Source organism: Mycobacterium sp. (genome assembly GCF_035499775.1).
Classification (GTDB): domain Bacteria; phylum Actinomycetota; class Actinomycetes; order Mycobacteriales; family Mycobacteriaceae; genus Mycobacterium.
Map to the genome: position 1 here is coordinate 1 of NZ_DATJYB010000174.1, position 3,070 is coordinate 3,070.

The 3,070-nt window shown below is 65.9% G+C and carries 3 protein-coding genes and 1 pseudogene; 3 read left to right on the top strand and 1 reads right to left on the bottom strand.

From position 1 onward, the window contains the following. On the bottom strand, positions 1 to 962 hold a 962-nt coding region (locus VML93_RS11915; protein ID WP_325610799.1), incomplete at its 3' end, for a TauD/TfdA family dioxygenase. A 318-nt stretch (positions 963 to 1,280) separates the two neighbouring features. On the opposite strand from VML93_RS11915, the gene VML93_RS11920 reads away from it, so the two are divergent. The 3 genes and pseudogenes from VML93_RS11920 to VML93_RS11930 all read left to right on the top strand — a co-directional run. Next, complete coding sequence (locus tag VML93_RS11920) at positions 1,281 to 2,342, top strand: AbrB family transcriptional regulator (RefSeq protein ID WP_325610801.1); 1,062 nt, start codon at positions 1,281 to 1,283, stop codon at positions 2,340 to 2,342. Between the two features lie 187 nt (positions 2,343 to 2,529). Next, positions 2,530 to 2,835: a hypothetical protein gene (locus tag VML93_RS11925; RefSeq protein WP_325610803.1), complete on the top strand. Its 306-nt coding sequence runs from the start codon at positions 2,530 to 2,532 to the stop codon at positions 2,833 to 2,835. A gap of 55 nt (positions 2,836 to 2,890) precedes the next feature. Next, positions 2,891 to 3,070: pseudogene (locus tag VML93_RS11930) on the top strand (alpha/beta hydrolase); the annotation flags it as partial.

Below are 3,070 nucleotides of genomic sequence, written 5' to 3' on the forward strand. Positions count from 1 at the left end.
GCGAGCCACAGGCGCACCAGGCAGCGCCGGTCGGCGACCTCGGTCGCGTCGTCGAAACGGCGCCGGTTGTGCAGGGTCACGTGGTTGTCGGCGAAGAACAAGTCACCGGGCTCCATCGTGAATTCCACGGCGTTGGCGGGGTCGTTCAGCGCGCGGTCGAACGCGTCGAGCGCCTGGCGCTGCCGGTCAGTCATCGGACGACCGGAGCGGTAGTGGCCCAGTTCGATGTGCAGGCGGTTGTAGCGGATGCGGACGCCCTCTTCGGTGTCGGTCAAGATCGCGCCGACCGTGATCGGGTCTGCGCCCGGTGCGGTCTCGTGCGAGCGGTCGAAGCAGTACTCCCCGTAGAGTTCGTCGACCAGTTCGGGCGCGGTCTCCAGCACCGCGTTGTAGGCGGTGTGACCGCTGACCATGACCGACTCGCCGCCCGAGACCGCCTTGCGCAGGCAGAGCAGTGCGAGGATGTCGGGCCGGCTGCCCGCGTAGGCGCAGGCGGAGTCGGTGTGGAAGATCAGTTCGGAGTTGGTCTTGGAGCCGCGTGCCTCCACGACCGACTGGCCGGTGTCCTGGACCAGGTAGACGCGGTCACCCTGCAGATTCTGCGGCTGCGGCCCACCGAGGTAGGTCCCCAGGCCCCAGTACAGCATCGAGGCTTCCTCGTCGGTCCAACCCTGGAAGGGCAGCCCGCGCAGGACGCTGAAGCCAGGCCCGGAGCGGATGCAACGGTTGATGGCGCGGGCGAGTTCTGCCAGCGCCGGCTCCTGGAAGTCCGACGGCTCGATGGTGTCGATGGTCTTTCCGGTGCGCCGCAACTCGTCGCGAGTGCGCAGGCAGGCCTCGGCCTGGTGCGGCTCGACCGCGACAATGTACTCCTCGGCACGAATGCTGGCCTGAGTCCAGACCGTCGATCCGATGATCGGGCGCCGGATGCCGGACATTTGTTGAGTCGCCTCGTTGCTCATCTGTCTTGTCCTCTCACTGAAGTTCTCACCGTCTGGGTTCAGCCGATTCGTCTGGCTGGTTCGACTCAGGACGTTCTCAGCCCGGCCTTGAAGGATTCTTAAAGCCCTGTAAAAGCGGTGTTGCGCCGTCCGCCGGCGCGATCGCGGGCCCTGCGACATTCGTCTACCGGGCGCCGTTGCCGTTGAGTGTTGGAGTCGGCACTCCGGACTCGCAAACCCGGCACCACACATACGCACACCAACAACACACTCAACACACACAACACCTCCAGGAAGTCTTTAAGAATCCTTCAAGGCCGGGGGTGGACGCTCTGGTGCATGAACACGATCGATCTCGTCATCGCCGCGCTGAGCACTGGAATCCTCGCCTGGGGGTTGTCCCGGTACGCACCCAAAGCGGTACCGATGGCAGGCCTGACGGCACAGGGCATCCTTGGCGTGACAACCGGGATGATGTTGGAGACCTTCTCGTTTTCCGCGCTGGGCTCGTCCTGGCCGATCGTCGTCGCGGTCGCCCTCGGAACCTTGCTGATCAGCGTCATCGGCGGCGCGCTGCTAGGTCTGCACCGTGAGGTCACCCCGCTGACCGGCGCGCTTTCGCTGGTGGCAGGCGGCGCGTCCGGAGTGGTCGCCATCGCCCGCGAACTCGGCGGCGACGACCGCGTCGTTGCGGCCATCCAATACCTTCGCGTTGCCCTGATCACCGCGGCCATGCCCGTCATCGTGGCGATCATCTACCACGGCGCCGGGACGCATGTCACGCACACAACCGGAAAAGCCGCCTTCACCTGGTACTTCAGCATGCTGGTGGTCGCGCTCATCATCGTGGTCGGCGTGGCGGCCGGCCGGCTCGTACGGTTGCCGGGAGCCGGGCTGCTGGGTCCGCTGGCGATCACCATCGCTCTGGAACTCAGCGGGTTCGCGGAACGTCTCGATGTGCCGACGATGGTGGTCGAGGCCGGATTCATGATCATCGTCTGGCAGTCGGTGCTCGGGCTCAACCGTGAGTCACTTCGGGCGATCCGACGGATCCTGCCGGGCGCACTCGCGCTGATCTTCGTGCTGAACGTCGCGGCGGCCGGTCTGGGTGTGCTGCTGGCGCACGTGGCCAGGCTGAGCACGCTCGACGGATACCTCGCGACCAGCCCCGGCGGTATCTACGCCGTGCTCGGCACCGCTGAGGGGAGCGGCTCCAACGTCACGATCGTCATGGCGACCCAGGTCCTTCGGGTGGTGGTGATGCTGTTCGCCGCGCCCTTCATCGCCCGGTTGTTCATGCGGTTGACGCCGCCCCAAAGCGCGGCGATCACGCTCGACAACGTGCCGACGATTCCGGCGACGCGCTCGGCGAGCACGGAGCTCGTCAGCGCCACCGCCTGAACGCCTAGCGCCCCACATCACGACGGTTCATCGATCAAGGATTCGGGACCAGCGGCCACTGAAATGTCCGCTGGTCTCGATCCGTTCGCCGACCTTCGTCCGACACAGGGTTGGCGCAAGGATTTCGCAAGTGTTCCGACGCAAACTGACGACGTGCTCCTACCCAGGAGAATCGAAAGGAAGCGCCATGAACGCCCCCCGCGCCCTGAAACGAATCGCTGCCGTCGCGCTGTTATCGGGTGCGGCGGCGGTGCCCGGTCTGATTCTGGCCACCGGTGCCGCCCAAGCCCAGCCCGCCGGCTGCGAAGTCCCGTACGGCTGTTGGTGCCCGGGCCAACCGCTGCCCAAGACCAACGGGCCTCTCCCATGGGATATGAACAGCTGCCACAACTATCACTATTCGACGTTGGGTGGACACGGCTACCTGATCCCGCCTCCGCCCGGTTACTGCCCCCCTAGACCCTTCTCGGACAACCTTTACGACAAGTGCTGAGTCGGTTCGAGCGACCCGCAAGCGGATCGGCTAGCGGCGTGGTAGACCTCCACCCATGGGCGAACGCGTCACGTTCCGAAGCTCCACCGGCCCCAATCTGGCAGGGATCATCGACGTGCCGGCAGGGCCGGTGCGCGGCTGGGGCGTGTTCGCACATGGCTTCACGCTCGGCAAGGATTCGCCGGCAGCGGCCCGGATCTGTAAGCAGCTGGCCGCCGACGGTATCGGCATGCTG

What these genes read in the sequence shown, in the direction of transcription:
- VML93_RS11920 (WP_325610801.1), top strand. Translation starts at nt 1,281, where the DNA reads ATGAACACGATCGATCTCGTCATCGCCGCGCTGAGCACTGGAATCCTC.
- VML93_RS11925 (WP_325610803.1), top strand. Translation starts at nt 2,530, where the DNA reads ATGAACGCCCCCCGCGCCCTGAAACGAATCGCTGCCGTCGCGCTGTTA.